The sequence below is a fragment of the Alkalihalobacillus sp. MEB130 genome (assembly GCF_032335535.1).
Taxonomy (GTDB): Bacteria; Bacillota; Bacilli; order Bacillales; family Bacillaceae_D; genus Halalkalibacter.
The window spans coordinates 37698-55753 of sequence record NZ_JAOANA010000007.1 but is presented as its reverse complement, the minus strand read 5'-3'; the positions used below and the strand labels follow the sequence as shown (position 1 = coordinate 55753).

Below are 18056 nucleotides of genomic sequence, written 5' to 3'. Positions count from 1 at the left end.
GCTGCTTCTTCTTTGTGTTGCCGCGGTTAGGGAAGGGAAATTGGTGTAAGCCTAATAAAAAAGTACGCCTAAACAAAAAGAGAACCACGCTACCTAACAAGGATGTGGTTCTCATAATCAAGCTATTTTCTTTCCTTCTCACCTTTCAACTCCGCCACCAACACATACCGCTCAGGCGCAGCACCAACAAAGTTAAACGGATAACAAGTTGAAACCGTCAACGTTGCCCTCGGCCTCGGTACAATCACAGTCCGGTCATCCTCATCAACAATCCGAACCCTTCGCACTTTATACTCAAATACACCTTTGCCAGTCGTTACAATGAGCAGGTCATTTTCCCTAACTTCACCTAGCTTGCGAAAAACAGTATCGCGATGTCCGGCTAGAACAGAGTTGTCATTCTCCCCAGGAAGAACACTACCAGCAAAATGCCCAACGCCTTTTTCCAACTCATCCTCATCAGTTCCGTGATAAATCGGCAACGTTGCATCTAGCTTCGGGATATAGAGCTCACCCATTAATTCGCCGATTTGAGGCTCAAGAGGGAAGCTAGAGGGATCAGCATCTTCTTCAACCACTTCAACATCAGCAACAGCATCTTCGTCAACAATAGGCTCCGTATTCTCGCCCGACACTTCAACAACTTCTGTCTGAGCACTTCCTGTTTTAAACAGAAAGTACCCTTGTAAAAATTTGAACGCATTGGTCGTAGAAAACCAAAGTCCACCTACGACGAGAGCACCACACAAAATGAGCACAATGTTTCGCTTCATCGTAGAATTACGCACCTTTAACTTTAAAACGGCGATAAAGGAGAATACCTGCAAGTGCAACAACTAAGCCACCTGCTGTATTGGCAACGTAATCCGAGGCAGTCTTAGGAAGCTTTGCTCCTCTTTCTGTTTTCGTCACAGGTTTCTTCTTTTCGCTAGTTTTTTGTTCTTTCTTCTCAACTTGCTTCACAATTACTTCTTCAGTCTTTTTCAAATCTTTCCCTGTCTCAGTAATGATCTCAGAGCCAAACATATCAGCAGTAAAAACTAAATCAGCTAGCAATTCACCTTGCTTGTTATACAATTCAATCAAAAGGTCATAACCATCCGTGCTTGTCATTGTCATTAACGTAGCTAGAGAAACAGACTGTTTTTCATCACCTTTCACAAGGTAGAACTTCACATCCATTTCAAACAAATCAAGTAATTGCGTGAAAATATCAAGCAGCTCAGCAATTTGCTCAGGAGTCACATCAGAAGCCTCATCGAAATCTTCAAACGCCATCATTCGTTCAGATAGTTTATCTAATCGATCCAAAAACGCAGGGTTTTCTAAATCAAGAGTAAGAAAATGTTTAAATAATCTTTCTAACTCATCGTACGTTAAGCCTAATTGCTCAAACAAATCATCAATATCGGAAAAGACAATGTCTTCGTCATAATAATCCTCATCGTAATAATAAAGATAGTATTCAATCGCCCAATCTAAGTCTTCTACATGTTCATAGTATTCAAGGGAGTCACCATGTTCCTCTAATAGAGAAAGCAATTCATCCATTGTTAGCTCATACTTCTCAAGTAATTCTTCTAAGTTCTCATCTGTCAGAGGAGTTAAATTGTAAAAATAAAGATCAATATCTAGATCGTCCACAAACGTATACACATCTAAAATAGCTTGTCCTTCTTCCAACTCACCATTTTCGATCAATAAAGCAGTTGCCTCCTCAAGAGTAAGCCCATATTCATCGAGTAACGCCATAAGTGACTCTTCTGTAAGAACTTCCCCTAAAAAGTACGTCAAATCTTCCAAATCATAAAAGTCTTCAAGAGTGAGGTCATAAAAATCTAGATACTCTTCCAGCTCTTCTACAGACCAACCAATGCCGCTCACATATTCCTCAACCTCAGCTTCAGTAGGAGCAGCAAGCGCATTAAAAGGCAATGCTAAAAGACCTAAGACAACCACCAACGACATGAACAACCGTTTCACATAACATTCCTCCATAAGATAAATTGTAAATTTCTAGATAATTATAATCCCAGAAACTGAAAAATGGTATAAATATTTTATGGAAAGGGGTCAGACCCCTCTCTATTACTTCACAGCAATAAAGAGGGGTCTGACCCCATACCTATATAAAGAACATTTGAACCCATTTCATCCATCCATACAAAGAGAGCCATAAAGGAATACTTAATAGAGTTCCCCAGAACAAACCTATAAAAACACCACCATTATAGTTCATAATAACGCCTCGTCTCTATGTGATAGTATAAGGACTTTCTACTATTATACATGAAATGGTTCTTAATAAAGGTCCTAATCGTCCAACAAATTGCTTCAAAAATCTCTTCTTTCCAACTTGCCAGTATATCATTTTTGCAAATGCCATAGGTCTAAAGAATCAAATCTATTAAAATAAGCTAAATAGCATCTAGTCAGAATAGCTTAATAGAGGTAAAATTAACTAAAATATAGATTAATTATGGCGAATGAGGAGGTCTTATGTAGATGAAGGAATCATCAACACTTCGTAAAGTGGTTATTTCTTCTACATTTGCGACAGGTTTGTTTCTAGCAACCCCGCAAATGGCAGACGCGGCTCTCGGTGATCAGACATTGCGTCAAGGGATGGATCACCCGGATGTTAAAGAATTACAAGATGCACTTAAGAAAAAAGGTTTTTTTAGTTTTGACCGTTCTACAGGTTTTTACGGAACCATTACAGCAGATGCGGTACGTGACTTTCAAAGAAAACATAATTTGCAAGTAGATGGTATCGCCGGCCCACAAACATTAGGAAAGCTACTATCGGAGATGGGCGGACAAGCTCCTGTTCAAACGTCAACTCCTTCCACATCTAAGACTACATCCACCACGAGCAACTTAAGCAGCGTTTCTAGTTTAATTCGCTTCGGTTCTAACGGATCTCAAGTTGAACAACTTCAGCAAAAGTTGAAAGAACAAGGTTATTACAAGCATTCCATTACAGGTCAATTTGGTCGTGTAACAGAAGCGGCTGTTCGTGATTTCCAACGAGCAAATAACTTAGTAGTTGATGGAATTGTTGGACCAAAGACATTATCACAACTAATTAACGAACCATTACCAGCACAACAAACAACGTACCAAGAGCCAAAGGTAACTGAAGAGCGAAACCAACAAACAAGCAATGAAACGGTCACAAATGCTGCTCCTACCCAAACAACAACGACTTTACGAGTAGGTAGCAGTGGTTCGTCCGTAACTAACCTACAAGCACAACTTCGCTCAGTCGGTGTATTTAACCAAGAGCCAACAGGTTATTACGGAGAAATCACAGCAACAGCGGTTCGCAACTTTCAAAGAGTACATAACTTAACTGCTGATGGAATTGCAGGACCGAAAACGATTAGCAAACTTAACGAAGTGGCGACAAACAAACCAGCTCAAACGACAACTCAAGCGCCTACGACCACAAATACAACAAATACAACACAACAAGTATCAAGGTCAAATAGCAACCCAGCGGCACTGGTAACCAATTTAGTTGCAGAAGCAGCGAACCACATTGGTACTCCATACCTTTGGGGAGGTACGACAACAAGAGGATTTGACTGTAGTGGGTTTACTCAATTCGTATTCAATCAACAAGGGATCTCATTGCCAAGAACGGTTGCTCAACAGTGGAACGCAGGGAAATCCGTTTCACAACCATCGGTAGGAGATATGGTTTTCTTTGAAACATATCAAAAAGGTCCATCACATAACGGGATCTATATTGGGAACAATCAATTTGTACATAGTGGCTCTTCTACTGGAGTAACCATTACAAGTATGAATAATCCTTATTGGAAGCAGCGTTATTTAGGAGCGAAAAGAATGTATTAATAGAAAAGACTTGATTTCTGATGTGAACAGAAACCAAGTCTTTTTGTCATGTCATTAAGCAAACAACGACTTAACCTTCTTCGTTCCACGTACCATATACACGATGGATTTAATATGTAACGGATACCCTTGTGTGTTAGTAATCGCATCGTCTACGTCAATTAGAGCAGGGACCAATACTTTCTTACCTACTTTCACTTCTTCCCCTACTAAATCAATACGGAACTTAAATTGCTCTGTTAGTTTTTCGTAATGGCGTTTCTCTAAATAACTTAAATAAAAACGTACCTTTTTTTCTTTAGCATGAGTGGCAGCAAGTTTCAATAAGTCTAATAGAACCTTTTTAGAGGTGGATTCTTTGCTAATTCCCATTTTACGAACTTGGTAGGAATAAGCTAGATTTTCTAAAATAATAGGCTGGTCACTAATATCTATTAGGTCAATATCCTGCTCGGAACTTGAACACGGAACAAACTCAAGTGTTCCAACATCTCTTCCGTCTTTATCCTGGAGTATAAAAGCCTCAGAATCATCGTGGAGAGATGAGATAGGGAGTTGTCTTGACTTGGCTATTTTTTGCCATGTAGCCATAAATTTTTCTCTGTGTTTTTCAGTATTTGCAATTATGTACATGATCATTCACCTTTCAAATTAAACTCGTTTATATATTCCACAATTTTTCATTTAATTACATTATAAGACGAAAAACGTCTAATTTAGTAGAAAAAACTCAAACAACGGTAAAAAATGACAAGTTCTCATTGTTATTCGTGTGTCAAGATATGTTATAATGCACACTAGTTATTTGTAAATCTCTTGAGATATGCATCTATAAGAGAATACTAGTAAGATATTTTACTAATTTTGATGCAAATAATGCAGAATTTTATTACACTATATCCAATTAATTCTACATCTGTCATCTGATTACTTCTAGTTTCGACATAAATTGTTATGATAGACTGATAGTACAAATTAACAGCTAATAAAAGGAGCGATACTTTTTATGAGAGTAAGAAAAGCAATTATTCCAGCAGCTGGACTTGGTACAAGGTTCTTGCCTGCAACAAAGGCTCAACCAAAAGAAATGTTACCTATAGTAGACAAGCCAACTATTCAATACATTGTAGAAGAAGCAATTGCTTCTGGAATTGAAGACATTATTATTGTAAGTGGACGTGGAAAACGTGCAATTGAGGATCACTTTGATAAGTCTTATGAATTAGAAGAAACATTATTGAAAAAAGGTAAAATGAACCAATTAGATGAAATTCAAGCAATTTCAAATATGGCTAACATCCACTATATTCGACAAAAGGAACCTAGAGGATTGGGGCATGCTATAGCTTGTGCAAGTCGTTTTATTGGAGATGAGCCATTCGCCGTTTTACTAGGCGATGACATAGTAAAATCAGATACACCTGTGTTAAAACAATTAATTGAAGTGTATGATCGGTATAATTCCTCTGTAGTGGGGGTACAAGAAGTACCAGATGAAGATGTTTCTAAGTATGGAGTGATTCAACCAAAAGGTCAAGAACTTGAACCTGGTGTAATTAGTGTCGCTGATTTTGTGGAAAAGCCTGCTCTTGAGGTGGCGCCTTCAAATTATGCGATTATGGGGCGTTATGTACTTAGACCGGAAATCTTTGATATTTTAGAAAACCTTGAGCCTGGTGCTGGTGGGGAGATCCAGTTAACGGATGCTATTAAAAAGTTAAATGAGCAACAAGCTGTTCTTGCAAATGATTTCTCAGGTATTCGTTATGATGTTGGAGATAAATTTGGCTTTGTTCAAGCGACAGTTGATTTTGCGCTACAACGTGAAGACTTAAAAGATGATGTATATAAATACCTAGAATCAGTTTTGAAATCACAACTTTTAGTAAAGTAAGGGGACTATCTAATATGAAAATTGCTGTTGTTGGTACGGGGTATGTAGGTCTTGTAACAGGTGTCGCTTTGTCTGATATTGGCCATGATGTGACTTGTATTGATTTAGATTCTGCTAAAGTTGAAATGATGCGTGGTGGCATTTCTCCTATTTATGAGCCAGGATTAGAAGAACTAATGAGAAAAAACCACAGTGCTGGCAGACTACATTTTACTTCGAAGCATCAAGAAGGTTTTGATGGGGCAGATGCTATCTATATTGCTGTTGGTACTCCGCAAAAAGAAGACGGGACAGCTGATCTGCGTTTTATTGAAGCTGTTGCGAAAGATATTGCAGCTAATATTACAAAAGAAGCTGTTGTTGTTACAAAGAGTACTGTTCCAATTGGTACGAATGAACTTGTTAAAAAAATCATCACTGAAAATACCGATACACCAGTAGAGGTTGTCTCAAATCCGGAATTTTTACGTGAAGGTTCAGCCGTACATGACACATTTAACGGCGACCGTATTGTTATCGGTGCTGAATCAGAAAAAGCAGCATCATTAATAGAAGAAATTAATAAGCCATTTGGCATTCCTGTGTACAAGACAGATATCAGAAGTGCAGAAATGATTAAATATGCGTCTAATGCTTTTTTAGCAGTGAAGATTTCTTTCGTTAATGAAATTGCTAACCTTTGTGACAAACTTGGAGCGAACGTAGAAGACGTAGCTCAAGGAATGGGTCAAGATAAGCGTATCGGAAGCATGTTCTTAAATGCCGGAATTGGGTATGGTGGCTCTTGTTTCCCTAAAGATACAAGCGCGTTAGTACAGATTGCAGATCAAGTTGGAATGGACTTTGCCTTATTAAGGGAAGTAATGAATGTTAATACGAAACAGCAAGAGTTACTTGTGAATCTTGCAAAAGAACGCTTCGGCAGTTTGAAAGGTAAACGTGTAGCTATGCTTGGGCTTGCATTTAAACCTAACACAGATGATATGCGTGAAGCAGCTTCTATTGTTGTTGCTCGTGAACTTGTGTTGGCGGGGGCAACGGTTGTTGCTTACGATCCGATTGCAACGGACAATGCTAAACCTTTGCTACCTGAAGCAGTTGAGTATGTTGATTCACCTGAAGCTGCGTTGAGTGGTTCTGATTTTGCTCTTGTTCTTACAGAGTGGGATCAAGTTAAGAATGTGGAGTTATCGAGCTATGCACAACTCTTAAATGAGCCGATCGTATTTGATGGTCGTAATTGCTATAATTTAGAAGAAGCGAAAGAAGCCGGTTTGGAGTACTATTCAGTTGGAAGACCATCTGTTCAACAACAACCGAGTTTAGTTTAATAGTGATCCCTTCTCCCCTATTGGGGAGAGGGGTAATAAGAAAATGGAAAGTCGTATGTATACGACTTTTTGTATGTAAAGAACTTAAGTTTAAACGATAGAATGTGACATCAAAAAGGGTGATGTTTCTGGGAAGGGTTGAAAGCGTGATGTTAAGTGAAATCATTAAACGAACAAGCAAAAATAAGCTATCACGTAAGTTTGTTAAAAAAACAAAAAAACGGATAGATAAGGTGATGACTCATCAACAAAAGGTATTTATAAAGGGTTTGTTTTCACCAAAACAACAAGAAATGATTAAGAAGCTCTTTAACCCAGAAGTGAATCATCACCAAAAGAGAGTCGATCGTTTAAGACGGAAATTATTAAATTTGGGCTTTACTGAACGAGCATATGCTGATTTACAAGATATTTTAGAGAGAAGTTCTAACACATATTTGAAGAAGTTAGCAGCCTGGGAGTTACTAATGTGGCATGCTAATCAATACACTGAGGAAGATGCACGTGAGTGTTTGCGACTAATTGAATTAGCGGTACGTAATGAAAACGATCCTGTGTATCTTCGTCGGGCCGTGATTATGAAAGCGGAGAGTCATCAACAATTAGGAGAAGTAGAGGTAGCAAAGAATTTGGTGAGTGACGCGTTAAAGGAAGGTGCACACGCTGATCTCTATCTTGCACGAGCCAACTTAGAAACCACTCTAGAAGAGCGAATAAAGTGGATTAATAAAACACTTGAACTTTATGCTACTTCTGATGTTTCATACGAGCGGTCAACTACTTTACACCCATATGATGGACTTACGTCTCTCGTAAATATGAAAAAAAGTATTGAATTTTCTCAACCGAAAGTGACAGTAATTATGCCAGTTTACAACGCAGAAGATGTTATAACAACTTCGATAAAGTCGATATTGTCTCAGACATGGACTAACTTGGAAATCATTGTTGCTGATGACTGTAGTACAGATGCAACTGTAGATAAGGTTGAAGAATTTGTAAAGCTGGACTCTAGAGTGAAAATAGTAAAAGCAAGTTCCAACGGTGGTCCATATGTTGCTCGTAACTTGGCATTGCAAGTTGCAACAGGTGAGTTTGTAACATGTCAAGATGCGGATGACTGGTCACACCCGGAAAAGATCGAAAAGCAAGTGAAGCATTTAATGGAAAACCAAGCTGTTATCGGCAATACTTCTCAACAGACAAGGGCTACAAATGATTTGATCTTCTACAGAAGAGGCAATCCAGGGTTTTATATCTTTAATAATATGTCTTCTTTCATGTTTAGAAGGAAGCAAGTAATGGAGTCAATTGGTTATTGGGATTGTGTCCGTTTCGGAGCAGATTCCGAATTAATTAAGAGAATCAAAACACAATTTGGGGTAGAATCTGTTGTTGAATTAAAAACAGGCCCGCTGGCGTTTCAAAGACAGTCTGAGGGTTCTCTTACCGCAAGTAGTGCATTTGGTTACCATGGTTTTTTTATGGGAGCAAGAAAAGAATACTTTGAGGTATATAATCAATACCATGCTATTGCAAATTCACTTAAATACGACTTTCCACAAGAAAGTAGGCCATTTCCAGTGCCTGAACCAATGTGGCCCACTCGAGAAAAGGAAAAAGGGGCACGCAGAAAGTTTGATGTTATTATTATTTCAGACTTCAGACTCGATGGCGGATCTACCTTATCTAGTGTAGAAGAGATAAAAGCACAAAAACGAATGGGGCTAAGAACGGGCCTCGTACAAATGGCACGTTATGATTATAATCCAAGAAAAAAAGTCAATCCGAAAATTAGAGAGTTAATAGATGGCGAGCAAGTCCAGATGTTGGTTTATGGTGAGGAAGTCTCTTGTGACTTATTACTTGTTAGATACCCACCTTTATTGCAAGTTAAACAAATTTATTTACCTGATATAGAAGCAAAAGAATTGAAAGTAATTGTAAATCAAACTCCTTTAAGGGATTATGGCTCTGAAGTGGTTGTACGATTTGACATTGAACAGAGTCAAGAAAATCTAAAAGAATACTTTGGCAAGAGTGGAACTTGGTATCCAATTGGTCCGCTAGTTCGAGAAAAGCTAATTACTTATCATGCTGAAGAAATAAAGGCTATAAACCTTTCAGATGACGATTGGTCTAATATTATTGACGTAGGTGAATGGCGGCAATCTGATCGATCAAAGTTTAACGTAAAACCAAGAATAGGTAGACATTCAAGGGACCATGATGTTAAATGGCCAGATGACCCAGCTTTATTATCTACTATCTATCCTTCAAGTCCGAAATATGAAATTTATGTTCTAGGCGGAGCGAAAACACCGGAAAAGACTCTTGGTAAACTACCGAAAAACTGGAAGGTTTATGAGTTTGGTGAGGTAAGTCCAAGAGAGTTTCTTGCTAGTATTGATGTCTTCGTTTACTACACGCATCAGGATTGGGTTGAATCTTTTGGTAGAGTTATTATAGAGGCCATGGCAGTTGGGATTCCTGTTATCTTACCTCCGTCTTACAAGGATTTATTTAAAGAAGCTGCTATTTACGCAGACCCTTATGAAGTACAAGATACCATAGAGCAGTTAATTCAAGATCGTTATTATTATCAGAAACAAGTGGAGATAGCGTTGGCATATATTGATATAAACTTTGGATATAAAAAACATGCACTAAGGTTGGGTTTTAGTAAGTCTGATTAGAGCAAAGGGGTAAGGAAATGAAAGATATTAAGAACGGTAATAGAGCATCTTTAAGTGCTAACTCACATCTGGAGGTTGAAGAAAATACTTTGATCAAAGGTAAGATAGAAAGTTACTTTAGATCCGATTTAATTGAACTTAAAGAAAAATATGAACAGGAGTTGACCTTGAATAGAAAGTTTTCTGCTAATATGGCAGACTTGAAAGTTGAGATAGCGACTATACAAGGTAAGTTACTATTGGAACAGGAAAAGAATTTAAATTTTCAAACTGAAAACACATTTTTAAAAGAAGAAAATAGTAAGCTTGGAAACAAAGTAGATAGTTTTGAGAAAATGTTGGCTGATAAAGTTAGAACTATTGAAAAGTTAGATGAAAACAACAAAAGTAATTTTATAAGTCAAATTGATTTAAAAGAAAAGTTGGATGCTCAGTATAATCGAAATAAGGAGCTATCTGAAAGTTTTACAGATCTTCAAAAGTCTTACTCTCAAATTGAGGGAGAGCTCAATAGGGAGCGAGAGAAAAATTCAGATTTACTTCACGAGGAACTTCTGTTAAAAGAAGAACTTGTTTATGCTATTAAGCAGTTAAAGGTAGAAAATGAAAACAGCCAACAAGATTTAGAAAAACAAAATCAATTATTATCTGAATTGAAGTCAGTGTACTCTAAGCTCAGACAAGAAATTGAGAGAGTTGAGTCTTTAAAATCTGAACTAGATGAAGTAAAAAAAGTCCAAAGTGTAAAGGTTAATCAAAGTGAAAGAAAACTTAAGATCGATATGGAAAAGTTAAATGATAAAAAAGAAGTTAATTTGAAGCTACAAGCTAAGATAAAAAAAATGAACGTGGAAATAAAAGAGGTAAAAAGGAAAATCAGTGTTGCTAATAAGCAAAAAGTTAAGGCGAAGAAAATGTATGAGCGAATTAAGGGGAGTCGTACTTGGCGCTATACAGCTCCACTAAGAAGTATGTTGGATAAGATCAAATAAAAGATTTCGCAAGTTTTTTTCACATAATTGAAAGGTGATTCTAAAAGAATAACTTAAAGGAGTACTACGTATGGATAAAAAACAAAGCAAAAAAACGAGTAGCTTTGGAGTTGCCAAGCTTTTCGAAAAAGAAAAAGAAATAGAAAAAGAGATTAAAAATGTTCAGGCTGGTATAAAAAAAGAAGTAACAAGAGAGAAAGAGTTATTATCAACTCTAAAGGAATTAGAAGAAGAGCTAGCAAAAAGTAAAGCAGATTACAGAAAAGTAGAAAAGGAAACAAGACGATACAGAAATCAATTTAAGACAATAGAGGAAAGCCGAATTTGGAATTTATTATCCCCGGCAAGAAAGATTGGTTTAAAACTAAAAGGGGATAATAAGACAGAAATTAAATCGACAACTAATAAAGTAACTAATCAAGTATCAACTGAAGGATCAGCTATATCTCCTATCAAAGCTCCTGAAAAACAACCACTAAAAGACTGGCAAAAAAGAGCTAAAAGAAAAGTACAATGGGCTAGAAGAAGATTATTAAATTTAGGTTTTACGGAACGTGGGTATGAAGAACTTCATGGGATGGTTGAAGATTCATCAAAGCCGTATATCAGGAATTTAGCTGCTAGAGAACTAGCTTTGTGGCACGCTAATCAAAGATCAGAAGAAGATGCGAAAAAATGCCTAGAGTATCTCGAAATTGTTAAGCAAATTAAAGATGATCCAGACGTAGTTCGTCAGACTGCAATTATGGAAGCAGAATGTCACGACTTAGTAGGAAATATGAAGGCAGCGAGAGAAGCTATTACTGAAGCTTTAAAGTTAGTGCCACACCCTGATTTATATCTTGCTGCTGCTAATCTAGAATATAACGTATCATCTAGGGTCGATCTTATTAATAAGTCAATGGAATTATTTGATGCAGCACCTATATATTTGAACGATTCTAAGAACGGTTTTGAGTATGATAAACTAGATGCGAGAGCTAGTTCAATTAAATTAACTAGTGATGCTCCAAAAGTTACTGTAATTATGCCTGTATACAATGCAGAGGAATTTATTCGAACTGCAATTGAATCAGTATTAGTCCAGACTTGGACCAATTTAGAAATATTAATTGTCGATGATTGTGGGACTGATGGTACGGAGGAGATTATTCAAGAGTATATAGAAAAAGATCACAGAGTGAAGTATCACAAGATGGAAAATAACGGTGGACCATATGTTGCTAGAAACTGGGCTATGCAAAACGCTACAGGTGACTTCATTACTTGTAATGACTCAGATGATTGGTCTCATCCAGAAAAAATAGAAAAGCAAGTATTACATCTAATTGAAAACCCAGAAGTTATGGCTAATACTTCACAACAAGCTCGAGCTACTTCAGATCTGAAATTTTATAGACGTGGAAATTTTGGGGCGTTTATTATTCCAAATATGTCTTCTGTAATGTTTAGGAGAGAAAAGGTGCTAGCTGAGCTAGGGGTTCTTGATCCTGTGAGATTTGGAGCTGATTCAGAGTTTGTGAAAAGGATGAAAAAGATCTTTGGAGATAATAGAGTTGTTGATTTACCAACAGGGCCGATGTCATTTCAAAGACAAACGGAAGGTTCTTTAACAGGGAACTCGGCGTTTGGTTATCATGGGTTCTTTATGGGGGCAAGAAAAGAGTACAATGAAAGTCAGTTATATTTCTATTCAAAAGAAGAAAATTTAAAATATGATTCAAAACAAGAACGCCCCTTCGCTATTCCTGAGCCAATGTGGCCTACAAGGGAAAGTAAATCTCCAACTGGTAGAAGGCATTTTGATGTGATTATAGCATCTGAGTTTCGAATGACAGGTGGATCAAACATCTCAAATATGGAAGAGATAAAGGCACAAAAACGTATGGGGCTACGTACAGGTTTAATTCAGATGTCTAGATATGATTTGAATCCAAATAATAAAGTTCGACCAGAAATTCGAGATTTAATTGATGGGGATCAAGTACAAATGATCGTTTATGGGGAAAAGGTATCATGTGATTTATTGATACTAAGATACCCACCGATCCTCCAAGACAAGCAACGTTATATACCGGATGTAGAGGCAAAAAACATTCGTGTGGTCGTAAATCAACCTCCAATGAGCGATTATAGTGAAAATGGGGTAGTACGTTACGATTTAGAACGTAGTAGTAGACATTTGAGAGAGTATTTTGGTGAAGGTGGTATTTGGAGCCCGATTGGACCTTTAGTCAGAAACGCATTATATGATAACCATAATGACGAACTCTCGGCAATTACATTATCTAAAGATGATTGGACCAATATTATAGATGTGGATGAATGGAAGCGAGAATCCCGTCCAATTTATGAAGGTAGGCCTAAAATTGGAAGAGTTTCAAGAGATCATTATGTTAAGTGGCCGGCTGATCCTGAAGAATTAATATCGATTTACCCAACTAACAATGATTATGAAGTTCATGTTTTAGGAGGAGGAAAAACTCCAGAGAAGATATTGGGTGAGATTCCTTCAAATTGGAACGTTTTAAAATATGGTGAATTAGACCCGAAAGAGTTTTTAGCTGGTCTGGATGTTTTTGTTTACTTCACTCACCCAGATTGGGTTGAGGCATTTGGTCGAGTTATTATCGAAGCTATGGCAGTAGGAGTCCCTGTTATCCTTCCTCCTCAGTATAAGGAGTTATTTGGGAATGCAGCAATTTATGCTTCGCCAGATACTGTTCAAATCGAGGTAGATCGTTTAATGTCTGATGATAAATATTACAATCTGCAAGTTAAGTTAGCTCATGATTATGTAGAAAACCAATTTGGTTATACTAAACATGCAATTAGATTAAGTAGGTATTTAGAGAATGGAAAAATTGAGATACCCAATATGGAAGTCTTGATTTAAGAATAGATTATATATTCGTTTAGGATAGTATTTAGACTAAACGAAGAATATTACAAAATGGTTATTCGGTAGTTATTTAACTACCGGGTAACTTTTATAAATAACTAGTAGTACTAAGGGCTCGTTACTTTTGTTTGGTACTATTTGAAATTTGGGGGACTTCTAATGGAGAGTTCTAAAACTTCAAGTGAAAAAGAGAATGATAACCTTCAAAAGCTCGATGGTTATAAAGATGTATTGCTTGAAATAAAAAATATAATTAAATCATTTGAAGAAAAAAATGCTTCTATTGACGTGAAGAAAGAGTCTCAATTAAATGTACTTAGAGGAAAGATTAATAGTGCAATAGAAGATGATCGATTATTAAATTGTTTAGATGAGATAATAAAAGATAGAAAAAATAAGGATAAATTATATGTAAATGCATTAAAGCATGCATATGATAAAATTAATAAATCAAATAAGAATGCCGAAGAGAAAAGAAAGGTTTTCACTAAAATTCTTACAGGACTTAAGTTAGATGAAATAGGTGAACCTTTTACAAGAAATGCTCAACGAGTTAAGGTCTCATTTGAATCACAGGATTCCTTTAGAGCAAATATGGTTCGTTATACAAGGAAAAGACAACTTGGTAATTATAGCCCTGAATGGTTTCTAGATAAAAAGTCAAATGGGTTTGCATTTATTGATGAATTAGGTGTCGAAAGACCGTGGGCTTCTAATAAGGAATATAAACTTACTGAAATCCCAATGAAAAAGGGGATTGTTGTTAAGCCGACAAATGGATCAGGATCTAATGGCGTCTATTTAGTTATTGATTTAGATAATATACGAGATGTAAAAAGAAAAAAGGTACTAACTAGTTGGGATGCTTTTAAAGAGAGCATGAAAGAGGATATTTCTTCCGGTAAAGTCAAAAGGGATGTGTGGAATGTTGAAGAATTAATTTTTGAAGATGAAGATCAGACGGAACCTTCTAGAGACTTGAAGTTCTTTTGCTTCTATGGTCAACCGGCACTGATTTTAGAAGTTTGTAGATATCCAGAGACTAGGTATTGTTGGTGGGACATAAATGGAAATAATATACTAACAGGGAAATATGAAGACCGACTTTTTCAAGGACAGGGAATAAATGATGAGATGATTAATCTTGCTTCGTTTGTTAGTTCAGAAATACCATCTGCCTTTTTAAGGATTGATTTTTTGAAAACTCCAAACGGAATGAAATTTGGAGAGTTTACACTTAGACCCGGTCTATTTGAACAGTTTAATAAGAAGACTGACCGTTTACTAGGAACTCACTATTTAGATGCAGAAGGACGTCTAGTTGCAGACTTACTTTCGGGAAAAGAATTTAGAGCTTTCTCTAAAATTAAATCAACACTTACTTAATAAAACAGAGAGAAGTAAGGATACTGAAAATATGGAAATCAAACAAACCGATGTACACTTTATAATATCTCCATCACCTTGGGAGCAAGATCCATTACAATATCGTCGACATCGTTTGGCAAATTATCTAATAAAAGAATCTAATACAAAAGCGGTATATTGGATTGCGCCTAAACCGTCTTCAATTAAGAGTTTGTTCCTAGAGCCAGAAGTCAAAGTTTTAAATAATGGCATCATTCAAATTCTTGTTCGGGATTTCAAAAGTTTTATAAGGTATGTTGAACCTTTTCAGTCAAGAGTAAAGAAAAAGATTATAAAGACTGAGCGAAAATCAAGTAATCTTTATTTATGGTATACGTACCCTGCCTTTTCATCTCTTACGAACCTAAACATGTGGCAAAAAATTATTTATGATTGCAGTGACTATTGGAGAGAAGCCGAACAAGTTGATAATAATTGGATGAATACAGTTAAACGTGAAATGATTATCCAAAGTGAAAAACGGATAGTAAAGGCATCAGATATATGTTTTGCTTCCTCAAAACACTTGTCTGATCATCTTTACAAGTTAAAACATAAGAATATATTCCTTCTTGAAAATGGTGTTGATTTTGAACTTTTTCAGAAAAGGAAGAAGAAGCCGATAAACGCTAAGCCAATACTAGGGTTTGTTGGTGGTCTAAAACCGTGGAAAATTGATTTTTCTTTATTATTAGAAGTTGCAAGAAAGCAGCAGGATTGGGAAATCGTTTTAATTGGAAGTTCATATGGACAAGCAGGGAAGGCCTTTAAAGATTTACTAGCTCAAAGAAATGTAACTATTTATGATTCTGTTCCCTTTTCTGATATTCCGGAATACCTAAGTACTTTTGATGTTGGACTACTGCCATATTTAGATAATGAGTATAATCAGGGTGTATTTCCTCTGAAATTCTTTGAATACTTAGCGAGTGATTTACCTATTGTTGGCTGTGGAATACCTTCAACCAAACATTACGAGGAAGAAGGAATTTACGAACAAACAAAAAATAATTCTAATTATTTTATTGATGCCTGTTTGCAGGCATTAAAAAATCGGGATATTAATAAAGAAAAGAGATTAACATTAGCTAAGTCTTCTGATTGGAATGAAAAAATTGAACGAATGTTAAAAGAACTCAGAAGGTAAGAATTTAGGAGAAAATTATGGGATTAGAACGAAGCGGATTGGTAAGTGTCATAATGCCTGTATATAATCGGGAAGCAACAGTAAGAGATGCCGTTCAAAGTATACTTGAACAAACATATGAATACTTTGAATTAATAATTGTTGATGATGCATCAACAGATTGTAGCGCTTCTATTATTCAGGGAATTGAAGACCGTCGAATCCGCTTCTATTCTCATGAGACCAATAAAGGCGGATCAGCTGCTAGAAATACTGGAATCCTAATGGCGCAGGGAAAATGGATTGCTTTTCAAGATAGTGATGATATTTGGAAAAGAGATAAACTAGAAAAACAAATGAACTATGTTAGCGAAATGGATCAGGTCTCTCCGTCTATAATTTATACAAGCTTCATCCGCCATAAAGATGGAAAGCAAGAGCTTATCCCACAGGCGGATCATCGAAAGAAACAAGGTGATATTCATAAAGAGTTGATTGAAGAAAATTTTATATCAACTCAAACCGTACTATTACCGAAAGAGTGTTTTAATCATAATGAAATGTTTGCTGAAGATCTTCCTCGCTTTCAAGATTGGGAGCTTTGGCTTAGGCTTTCATTATCATATCGTTTTGTTTGGATCGAAGAGCCCCTTGTCGATGTTTTTTATACGGAAGAAAGTATATCTTCTAACCACAAGAAACTCGTCCTTGCTTATGAAAAAATTCTAGACAAACACCAACATCTTTTTGAGCAAGCGGGGTCATACTATTTAGCTAGTTATTTATGCTCCTATGGCCATAATCTTTGTTTGGCTGGTGATACTAAGCGCGGAAGAAAAGTCTTGTTTCAAGCATATCGCGAAAATAAAAAGTCACTAAAGTGTTTCCTGAGCATGATAAGCTGTATTTTTGGAACAAGGTTTTATAAGAAGTTGTACTCATACTATAATCGATGATGGGAGATTGTTATGAAAGGAATAGTCCTAGCAGGTGGAAGTGGGAGCAGATTGTATCCTTTAACACGTGCTGTTTCGAAGCAATTATTACCAGTCTATGATAAACCTATGATTTATTATCCACTCTCTATCCTTATGTTAGCAGGAATTCGAGAGATCATGATTATTTCTACACCACAAGATACTCCGAGGTTTGAGCAACTACTTGGCAATGGAGACGATCTTGGAATTTCTCTTACTTATACGGTGCAAACGGAACCACGAGGAATTGGAGAAGCATTTTTGCTTGCGGAGTCCTTTATTGGAGATGATCAAGTTGCATTGATTCTTGGTGATAATATTTTCTACGGACATGGATTTACTCGCTTACTTGAAAAGGTTGCAAGCAGGGAGACCGGTGCAACGATTTTTGGTTATCCTGTAAAACAACCACAGAGATATGGTGTCATTGGGTTTGATGATGAAAATCGAGTTACATCTATAGAAGAAAAGCCTTCTAAGCCATTATCCGATTATGCTGTTACAGGTCTGTATTTTTATGATAACGAAGTAGTTCAAATGGCAAAAACGATTACACCTTCTGCAAGAGGAGAGTTAGAAATAACTGATATTAATAATCTGTACCTTCAACGAAAAGAGCTACGAGTAGAATTGTTAGGTCGGGGATTTACATGGCTTGATACTGGTACTCATGAATCGTTGTTAGAAGCATCATTATTTATTGAGACGGTTGAAAAGAGACAGAACTTAAAGATTGCATGTTTAGAAGAAGTAGCATATCGGAAAGGCTATATTGACAAGGAACAACTTAAGAAGTTAGCCAATAATCTTCTTACTAATGAATATGGAACATATCTGCTATCAATGATAGAGCGTCGGTTTTAAAGG

The 18056-nt window shown here is 36.5% G+C and carries 13 protein-coding genes; 10 read left to right on the top strand and 3 right to left on the bottom strand.

Annotated elements, in window-relative coordinates; genetic code table 11:
* Nucleotides 1-122: 122 nt before the first annotated feature.
* Both N0O92_RS08880 and N0O92_RS08875 read right to left on the bottom strand, forming a co-directional pair.
* Nucleotides 123-773: a class D sortase gene (locus tag N0O92_RS08880; RefSeq protein WP_315614318.1), complete on the bottom strand. Its 651-nt coding sequence runs from the start codon at nucleotides 771-773 to the stop codon at nucleotides 123-125.
* Between the two features lie 7 nt (nucleotides 774-780).
* Complete coding sequence (locus tag N0O92_RS08875) at nucleotides 781-1983, bottom strand: processed acidic surface protein (RefSeq protein ID WP_315614317.1); 1203 nt, start codon at nucleotides 1981-1983, stop codon at nucleotides 781-783.
* Nucleotides 1984-2505: 522 nt separating this feature from the next.
* Between N0O92_RS08875 and N0O92_RS08870 the strand changes: the two genes are divergently transcribed.
* Nucleotides 2506-3864, top strand: coding sequence for a C40 family peptidase (locus N0O92_RS08870; protein WP_315614316.1), 1359 nt, complete (start codon nucleotides 2506-2508; stop codon nucleotides 3862-3864).
* A gap of 54 nt (nucleotides 3865-3918) precedes the next feature.
* Here N0O92_RS08870 and N0O92_RS08865 read toward each other — a convergent pair whose 3' ends face one another.
* Nucleotides 3919-4497, bottom strand: a complete 579-nt coding sequence (locus N0O92_RS08865) for a hypothetical protein (protein WP_315614315.1) — start codon at nucleotides 4495-4497, stop codon at nucleotides 3919-3921.
* Between the two features lie 373 nt (nucleotides 4498-4870).
* On the opposite strand from N0O92_RS08865, the gene galU reads away from it, so the two are divergent.
* The 9 genes from galU (at nucleotide 4871) to rfbA (ending at nucleotide 18053) form a co-directional block, all read left to right on the top strand.
* On the top strand, nucleotides 4871-5758 hold the full coding sequence (gene galU, locus N0O92_RS08860; RefSeq protein WP_315614314.1) for a UTP--glucose-1-phosphate uridylyltransferase GalU: 888 nt from the start codon (nucleotides 4871-4873) through the stop codon (nucleotides 5756-5758).
* Nucleotides 5759-5772: 14 nt separating this feature from the next.
* Complete coding sequence (locus tag N0O92_RS08855) at nucleotides 5773-7089, top strand: UDP-glucose dehydrogenase family protein (protein ID WP_315614313.1); 1317 nt, start codon at nucleotides 5773-5775, stop codon at nucleotides 7087-7089.
* Nucleotides 7090-7238: 149 nt separating this feature from the next.
* Entirely contained in the window at nucleotides 7239-9785 is a 2547-nt protein-coding gene (locus tag N0O92_RS08850; RefSeq protein WP_315614459.1) for a glycosyltransferase, read from the top strand.
* Between the two features lie 17 nt (nucleotides 9786-9802).
* Nucleotides 9803-10777, top strand: a complete 975-nt coding sequence (locus N0O92_RS08845) for a hypothetical protein (protein ID WP_315614312.1) — start codon at nucleotides 9803-9805, stop codon at nucleotides 10775-10777.
* Nucleotides 10778-10847: 70 nt separating this feature from the next.
* Nucleotides 10848-13673 (top strand): glycosyltransferase, encoded by a 2826-nt coding sequence (locus tag N0O92_RS08840; protein WP_315614311.1) that lies wholly within the window; start codon nucleotides 10848-10850, stop codon nucleotides 13671-13673.
* Nucleotides 13674-13838: 165 nt separating this feature from the next.
* Nucleotides 13839-15065: an ATP-grasp fold amidoligase family protein gene (locus tag N0O92_RS08835; protein WP_315614310.1), complete on the top strand. Its 1227-nt coding sequence runs from the start codon at nucleotides 13839-13841 to the stop codon at nucleotides 15063-15065.
* A complete protein-coding gene (locus N0O92_RS08830) occupies nucleotides 15001-16233 on the top strand; it encodes a glycosyltransferase (protein ID WP_315614309.1) in 1233 nt (410 codons plus the stop codon). The genes N0O92_RS08835 and N0O92_RS08830 overlap by 65 nt, the downstream gene beginning before the upstream one ends.
* A 17-nt stretch (nucleotides 16234-16250) precedes the next feature.
* Nucleotides 16251-17168 (top strand): glycosyltransferase family 2 protein, encoded by a 918-nt coding sequence (locus N0O92_RS08825; protein ID WP_315614308.1) that lies wholly within the window; start codon nucleotides 16251-16253, stop codon nucleotides 17166-17168.
* Nucleotides 17169-17180: 12 nt separating this feature from the next.
* Nucleotides 17181-18053 (top strand): glucose-1-phosphate thymidylyltransferase RfbA, encoded by an 873-nt coding sequence (gene rfbA / locus N0O92_RS08820; RefSeq protein WP_315614307.1) that lies wholly within the window; start codon nucleotides 17181-17183, stop codon nucleotides 18051-18053.
* The last annotated feature ends 3 nt before the right edge of the window (nucleotides 18054-18056 follow it).

Excerpts from the sequence above, each read along its gene's own strand:
- N0O92_RS08880 (WP_315614318.1), bottom strand. The coding sequence starts at position 773 with ATGAAGCGAAACATTGTGCTCATTTTGTGTGGTGCTCTCGTCGTAGGT.
- N0O92_RS08870 (WP_315614316.1), top strand. The coding sequence starts at position 2,506 with ATGAAGGAATCATCAACACTTCGTAAAGTGGTTATTTCTTCTACATTT.
- N0O92_RS08865 (WP_315614315.1), bottom strand. The coding sequence starts at position 4,497 with ATGTACATAATTGCAAATACTGAAAAACACAGAGAAAAATTTATGGCT.
- galU (WP_315614314.1), top strand. The coding sequence starts at position 4,871 with ATGAGAGTAAGAAAAGCAATTATTCCAGCAGCTGGACTTGGTACAAGG.
- N0O92_RS08855 (WP_315614313.1), top strand. The coding sequence starts at position 5,773 with ATGAAAATTGCTGTTGTTGGTACGGGGTATGTAGGTCTTGTAACAGGT.
- N0O92_RS08850 (WP_315614459.1), top strand. The coding sequence starts at position 7,239 with ATGTTAAGTGAAATCATTAAACGAACAAGCAAAAATAAGCTATCACGT.
- N0O92_RS08845 (WP_315614312.1), top strand. The coding sequence starts at position 9,803 with ATGAAAGATATTAAGAACGGTAATAGAGCATCTTTAAGTGCTAACTCA.
- N0O92_RS08840 (WP_315614311.1), top strand. The coding sequence starts at position 10,848 with ATGGATAAAAAACAAAGCAAAAAAACGAGTAGCTTTGGAGTTGCCAAG.
- N0O92_RS08835 (WP_315614310.1), top strand. The coding sequence starts at position 13,839 with ATGGAGAGTTCTAAAACTTCAAGTGAAAAAGAGAATGATAACCTTCAA.
- N0O92_RS08825 (WP_315614308.1), top strand. The coding sequence starts at position 16,251 with ATGGGATTAGAACGAAGCGGATTGGTAAGTGTCATAATGCCTGTATAT.
- rfbA (WP_315614307.1), top strand. The coding sequence starts at position 17,181 with ATGAAAGGAATAGTCCTAGCAGGTGGAAGTGGGAGCAGATTGTATCCT.